Raw genomic sequence first — 7,171 nt, forward strand, 5'->3', positions numbered from 1 at the left:
GGATACAGTCCGAGTTTCGATACCCTCATCATTACTCCCTGATGCTGAAAATCGCCTGGCGGAAAGAATATGTGCAAGCATTACCGGAGGGACATCGTTTCCCAATGGAAAAATACGCGCTTCTTCCGCAGCAATTGTTGTACGAAGGCACCATTAGTGAAGAAAATTTATTTGCACCCGAGCCCATTGATGATGAAATTTTGTTGTGGACCCATGATGCCGGTTACGTACAAAAATTAAAAGGACTCCAACTCGATAAAAACGAAATTCGTAGAATGGGATTTCCCCTCGATGAACATCTGATTCTTCGAGAATGGATGATCATGGAAGGCACGCGCAAAGCGGCAGAATATGCACTCGAATTGGGTATCGCCATGAATATTGCCGGCGGTACACATCATGCCTACACCAACCGCGGCGAGGGATTTTGTTTGCTCAACGATAATGCCATTGCTGCCAATTGGTTATTGAAGAAAAAAAACATCGAGCGCATATTGATTGTCGATCTCGATGTGCACCAGGGCAACGGAACGGCAGAGATTTTTGCCAATGAAAAACGTGTTTTTACACTCAGCGTTCACGGCGAAAAAAATTATCCCCTGCACAAAGAACAAAGCGATTTGGATATTGGTCTGCCCGATAAAATAGAAGATGAAGCTTACCTCCAAATCATTCGTGCTACGTTGCCATCTCTGGTGGAAAAATTTAAACCGCAATTCATCTTTTATCAATGCGGGGTCGATATTTTATCGACGGATAAACTGGGTCGATTGGGTGTCAGCATCGAAGCCTGCAAAGAAAGAGATCGCATCGTTCTAGAGCTTGCACGCAGGGAAAATATTCCCATTGTTTGTTCCATGGGCGGTGGTTATTCCGAGCGCATCGCCGATATAGTAGAAGCGCATGCCAATACCTATCGCCTCGCGCAGCAATTGTTTTTTTGATTAAAACAACCGCGTCTGCGGATCAGCCGCATGTTGATCGAATAAATTCAAATTGAATTCCGGTGCTTTTTTTCCGCTGAAGTATTTTCGTTTGGCCAGTTTCACCATGTCGGCAATTTGTTGTGCAATGACACCTTCGCCTTTCATGCGCGTTCCAAAGCGATTGTCGTTAACTTTTCCGCCATGCAATTCTTCGGTCTGGTGAATGATTTTTTCTGCCCGGTCGGGATAGTGGTGACGTGTCCAATCCTTGAAAATTTCGAGTAATTGTCCGTTTAACCGCAACACCTGGTGACCAAATGCCAGCGCTCCTGCCTCCGAACAGCGTTCTGCCACATCTAAAATTTCCATGCTATTCAGAGCGGGAATAACAGGCGCCATCAATACGCTTACGGGAATTCCGGCATCACTTAGGGTGCGGATACATTCCAGTCGGCGTTGCGCGGTGGCCGTGCGTGGCTCCAATGCGCGACGCAAATGCTCATCGAAGGTGGTCACCGATAAAATCACTTGTGCCAGTCCATCGTTGGCCAATTGCTGCAATAAATCCATATCGCGTTCCACCAGCGTGTTTTTGGTAATGATGCCTACCGGTTGTTTAAACTGAAGACAGACTTCGAGCAGGGATCGTGTAATTCCAAACTTTTTCTCGCATGGTTGATAGCAATCGGTGTTTCCCGACATCAGTATCACATCCGGCTTATAATTCTTTGCCGATAAATCTTTGCGCAATAACTCAGCAGCGTTTTTCTTCACCAAAATCTTCTGCTCAAAATCGAGTCCCGCAGAATATCCCCAGTACTCGTGGGAGTTTCTGGCGTAACAGTAAATGCATCCGTGTTCACATCCCTGATACGGATTCATCGAATAGGGTGCGGGGATATCCGGACTTTCTACGGTATTAATAATGCTCTTGGGTGAAATCGTCAGGAAACTGGTTTTCGATTCAAAGCCTGCTTCCTCATCGAGGCCTTCGATGTGTTCTTGTACCACTTTCTGAGAATGAAAGCGGTTATGCGTATTCAATTGTGCTCCTCGTCCCTTAATCGCCATGCAAAAAAAAGCCCCGAATCATTCGGGGCTGTATGTTAATGTTGTTTATCCAGATCTTCAAATTCAACGCTGGTGTAGGAATAGGATTCATTGCCTTCGCTTTCTGCGCTTGGAGTGTATCCGTTTTCTTTCAGTTCGCTGATTTTTGCTACGGTTTCATTTAAACCTTCTACAAACTTTTCAAAATCTTCTTTATACAGGAAAATCTTGTGCTTCTCGTAGTTGAATTTTACACCGTCCTTGTCAAAGCGTTTTTTGCTTTCGGTGATCGTGATGTAAAGATCACTGCCACGGGTAGTTTTAACATCGAAGAAATAGGTCCTCTTTCCGGCCCTCACAGCTTTTGAATAAATCTCATCGCGATCTCTCCCATTGCCGTTTTTATCGTATCCTTCTTCCATCACTATCGTTTTTGGTTAAACTTTTTGGTTTAGGTTTCACCAAATTTAAAAATAAAAGGGAAAGCACAAAACTTTTTTAGCCTATTTTTTGCTCTTCAAGGAGCTGTTTGCGGTATAGGTCGAAGTAATATCCTTGTTTATCGATGAGTTCCTGATGGGTTCCGCGCTCGGCGATTTCTCCGTTTTGCAGCACAATGATCTGATCGGCATGGCGTACGGTGCTTACGCGGTGACTAATCAACACCGAAGTCCTGCCCTGCATAATCCGCTTGAGGTTGCGCAGAATCTGGTCCTCCGTTTCGGTATCCACGGCCGATAAACAGTCGTCGAATATCAAAATCCGTGGTTCACGGATAATGGCACGTGCAATGGAAACCCGCTGTTTTTGTCCCCCGCTCAGGGTAATTCCCCTTTCTCCCACCAGTGTTTCAAAGCCCTCTTTAAATTCGCTGATGTTATCGTAAATGGCAGCATCCTTCGCTGCTTGTTCAATGCGTTCTTTTGTGGCAGTTTCTTTTTTGAGTCCGAAGGAAATATTGTTCGCAATGGTATCGCTGAACAGGAATACATCCTGCGGTACGTAGCCGATGTTGGAACGGAGACTGTCCAGATTCACCTCTGCAATCGCTTTTCCGTCGATATGAACCACCCCTTTTTCGGCTTCGAGTAAGCGACAAATCAAAGCGGAGATGGTCGATTTTCCCGATCCTGTTTTTCCAATAATGGCAAGGGTTTGACCAGGCTCTACTTTAAAGCTGATGTTTTTTAAAGCTTGTATGCCCGAATCACCATAGGTGAAGCTGACATCCTTAAATTCAATCTGCCCCCGCACTTCTTCTTCTTCGCTTTTTTCATTTTTGATCTCAGGCTGAATCCGTAAAAATTCATTGATCCGCTCCTGCGATGCCGCCGCGCGTTGGATCAGGGAGGAAACCCATCCTACCGTAGCAAAAGGCCAGGTGAGCATGTTAACATAAATGACAAATTCAGCAATCACGCCAATTTCAATCTGACCCTCAAAGGCTTGTCGGCACCCAATATAAACCGTAAGAATCGTAGATAATCCAATCAACAAAGTAATCACCGGCGAAAAGAGGGCATCGGTTTTTACCAGACTTAAAACGCGGTGCTTGTACAACTCACTTTCCTTGCGAAAATCTTCTTCTATACTTTTTTCCCTGCCAAAGGTTTTTACCACGCGAATACCAGCAAATGCTTCCTGTGCATGTGTAGTTAAATTCGACTGCTGGGCCTGTACTTCTTCGCTTTTTTTATTGATGCGTTTAGAAACAGTGTACACCAGAAAAGCCATAATCGGCAAGGGCGTTAATACGTATAAGGTAAGTTCCGGATTAATATCAATCATCCGGTAAATCACCAATACAAACAACACGGCCAGATTGGTGATGTACATGATGGCGGGACCAATATACATCCGCACGCGACTTACATCTTCCGAGATGCGGTTCATTAAATCGCCTGTATTATTCCGTCGGTAAAAGGATAAACTCAGTTCCTGGTACTTGGCGTAAATTTCATTTTTAAGATCGTACTCTATGTGGCGCGACATCACGATAATGGTCTGCCGGGTAAAAAAGAGGAACAATCCTTTGAGCAAAGCATAAATCATATATACCACCGCATACCACAAAGCCGCCTTCATGGCACCGGAAATCACTTCATCGCTGCTGAGTTTTCCTTCGCTTCCTTTGGCAATCCATTCACTGATGGAATTGAACGATTCACGAATGAGGGCAGGGGAGAGTACGCCGAAAAAATTGGATACGCTGATGAATAAAATTCCAAGCAGCAACATCCATTTGTAGCGGGCAAAATAAGAATTGAGGTGTCGTAATGATCGCATGTGGGCTGCAAAAATAACGATTTACAGCCGTTTTGGTTCAGGATTTATTCTGAAGAAAACTTCCATCCGAACGGCGCATCACTAAATTGGCAGGTAAAACTACTTTAGTTGGATGATTCCGGCTTTCTTTATCGTTGATGTTTTTAAACAATACTTCAACAGCTTTGGTTCCGATATCTTCAATCGGTTGAGCAACAGCAGTTACAGGAGGATAAGATAATTTAAACACATCCACATCATCATAACTGATCAGCATTAAGTCATAAGGAATACGCAATCCCAGTTCATTCATCGATTCGAGACAAGCCACGGCGAGGTGATTGTTGGCTACAAAAAGAGCATCAATCGGCGCAGGTGTTTTTAACATTTCCTGCAATGCTTTTTTGGTGGAATTCTTGATATCGTTAAATGGAATTTCACGTAATAATTCTTTCTCAAATTTACGTCCATGATCCTTTAACGCTTGCTTATAACCTTCCGTACGATCGGCCAATGATGAAATATGCGAAGGAGAAAGCGTAAGCATTCCCACTTTTTTTGCACCATTGGTGATGAGTTTGTCAACCGCTTCCAGACTGCTCTTAAAATTGTCCACCACCACATAATTCGATTCAAATTTCGGATAGTAACGGTCGATCAGTACAAAGGGAAATTGTTCGTCCTGCAAATCTTTAAACGTATCCACATTTTCGGTGGTAGGCGAAATGATGAGTCCTTCCACCTGCATTTTTTCCTTCAGAATACGAACCAGCTGCGCTTCTTTTTCAGGATCTTCATCCGAAGAACACACCATCAGGTGATAATCGTTCTTCCATGCCAGATCTTCAATGGCCCGCGAAATTTTGGCGTAAAAGGGATTCGAAATATCCGCTACGATTAATCCGATCAGGTTCGATTTTCCGGTACGTAATCCGCGCGCTGCCTGGTTGGGCATATAGTTCATTTCCTTCACCCGTTTTTTAACACGCTCAACGGTTTCGGAACTAATGCCGTGTTCTTTGGCTTTGTTGTTGAGAATGAGGGAGACCAATGTCTTTGATACACCAAGGCTCTTGGCAATATCTTCCAGGGTTACTTTTTTCATCGCAGCGGGTTTTGTTCAATATTAGCTAAACTTTACTAAACAAAAAAGGAAAAGCCTTGCAAAACGGGGATTTTGACCATTAATAGTTCATTTTTACACGAGATTTTGATGGAATCGCTCTTCTTAACTTTTTAGGCTTTTTTTATTCCCGTTTCCATTTTGCACGCGGGTATTTAATTATACCTTTGCGGCCTGATTTCACTGACACAAAAAAAAAAATCATCATATGGAAGTTAAAGAAGTTAACACCGCACTTTCCGACAATCCCGTCATCAGTCAAATGAATCTTCTGGGTCACGAACAAGTTTTGTTTTGTAACGATGAAGAAACCGGATTAAAAGCAATCATTGCCGTTCACAATACCGTGTTGGGTCCTGCTTTGGGCGGAACAAGGATGTGGCCTTACAAAACCGAAATGGAAGCGTTGACGGATGTACTGCGTTTATCGCGAGGAATGACTTACAAATCGGCAGTTGCGGGATTAAATCTCGGTGGCGGTAAAGCGGTTATCATTGGCGATTCGCGCAAGGATAAATCAGAAGCATTGTTCCGTCGCTTCGGAAAATTTGTAAACAACCTCGGAGGAAAATACATCACGGCAGAAGACGTGGGGATTTCGCCCAAAGAAATGTCGTGGGTAAACATGGAAACCGAACACGTTGCCGGATTACCGGGTCGTTCAGGAGATCCTTCGCCGGTGACGGCCTATGGCGTGTACATGGGAATGAAAGCCGCTGCCAAAGAAGCATTCGGAACCGATTCACTCAACGGAAAAAAAGTAGCCGTGCAGGGTGTTGGTCACGTAGGTGAATACCTCGTGGGATACCTCGCCAAAGAAGGAGCAAAAATTACCATTACCGATATTCACGACGATACCCTGGCACATGTTTCAAAAAAATTCGGTGCTACCGTAGTAGGCGTAGAGGAGATTTATGATGTGGACATGGATATTTACGCACCATGTGCATTGGGAGCTACCATCAACGATGAAACCTTGAACCGTTTGAAATGTGCTGTTATTGCCGGTGCTGCCAATAACCAATTGCGCGACGAAAAGAAACACGGAGAAGAAGTGTTGAAACGCGGATTGATTTATGCACCCGATTATGCCATTAACTCCGGAGGAATCATTAACTGCTACACCGAAGTGAAAGGCTTTAACAACGAATGGGCTATGCAGAATTCAGAGAATATCTACACCACCATTCAAAACATCATCAAAGAATCCAAAGCAACCAATACACCAACTTACCTTGTGGCCAACCGCATTGCTGAGCGTCGTATTGAAGCTATCGGAAAAATTAAACGCTTTATCTGATCAATTTTAAATACAACGTTCTTTCCACAGAAAATTTATGTTAAACAGAAGACATCTTAGGATCAAAGTCCTGCAGGCGCTCTACTCCTGGTTTCAGGGTAGCGATGGAGAATACGGCAAAGCCGAAAAAGAGTTGATGAGGAATATTGAAAGGATCTATGATCTTTATGTGCTTTATCTTCTGGTTTTGGTCGACATGCAACTCATGGCCGAAAACAAAATTGAAGACGGAAAAAAGAAAAAGCTTCCCACCAAAGCAGATCTGGAACCGAACATGAAGTTTGTGGAGAATAAAATTTTATGTCTGCTCCGCGATAATAAATCGCTGCAGGCCGAAGCGCATAAACGAAAATTGAGCTGGGCTTCTGAACAGGACATGCTCAAGAAAATTTTTAATGAACTGCGCACTTCAGAAGAATATGCGAAATACATGACGGATCCGGGTCGTTCGTTCGAAGAGGGTCAGGATTTTATTATGGCTTTTTTCAAAGACAAAATTGCCAATGG

The 7,171-nt window shown here is 43.8% G+C and carries 7 protein-coding genes; 3 read left to right on the plus strand and 4 right to left on the minus strand.

Translation table 11 applies throughout. The features are described from left to right. Positions 1-41: 41 nt before the first annotated feature. The gene (locus K1X56_14455) at positions 42-944 is read left to right on the plus strand and encodes a histone deacetylase (protein MBX7095920.1); all 903 of its coding nucleotides are present in this window, start codon (positions 42-44) and stop codon (positions 942-944) included. Here the strand turns inward: K1X56_14455 and K1X56_14460 are convergent, their stop codons facing one another. The 4 genes from K1X56_14460 to K1X56_14475 form a co-directional block, all read right to left on the minus strand. After that, positions 945-1,997: a PA0069 family radical SAM protein gene (locus K1X56_14460; GenBank protein ID MBX7095921.1), complete on the minus strand. Its 1,053-nt coding sequence runs from the start codon at positions 1,995-1,997 to the stop codon at positions 945-947. A 35-nt stretch (positions 1,998-2,032) separates the two neighbouring features. Continuing rightward, on the minus strand, positions 2,033-2,398 hold the full coding sequence (locus tag K1X56_14465) for a PUR family DNA/RNA-binding protein (protein ID MBX7095922.1): 366 nt from the start codon (positions 2,396-2,398) through the stop codon (positions 2,033-2,035). A gap of 76 nt (positions 2,399-2,474) precedes the next feature. Beyond that, entirely contained in the window at positions 2,475-4,262 is a 1,788-nt protein-coding gene (locus tag K1X56_14470; protein ID MBX7095923.1) for an ABC transporter ATP-binding protein/permease, read from the minus strand. A gap of 37 nt (positions 4,263-4,299) precedes the next feature. Further along, a complete protein-coding gene (locus K1X56_14475; protein MBX7095924.1) occupies positions 4,300-5,346 on the minus strand; it encodes a substrate-binding domain-containing protein in 1,047 nt (348 codons plus the stop codon). A gap of 280 nt (positions 5,347-5,626) precedes the next feature. Between K1X56_14475 and K1X56_14480 the strand changes: the two genes are divergently transcribed. Both K1X56_14480 and K1X56_14485 read left to right on the plus strand, forming a co-directional pair. Further along, positions 5,627-6,664, plus strand: a complete 1,038-nt coding sequence (locus K1X56_14480; protein ID MBX7095925.1) for a leucine dehydrogenase — start codon at positions 5,627-5,629, stop codon at positions 6,662-6,664. A 37-nt stretch (positions 6,665-6,701) separates the two neighbouring features. Next, the coding region (locus K1X56_14485; protein MBX7095926.1) for a transcription antitermination factor NusB at positions 6,702-7,171 on the plus strand (470 nt) is incomplete at its 3' end.

It is taken from the genome of Flavobacteriales bacterium (assembly GCA_019694795.1).
Taxonomy (GTDB): Bacteria; Bacteroidota; Bacteroidia; order Flavobacteriales_D; family UBA2798; genus UBA2798.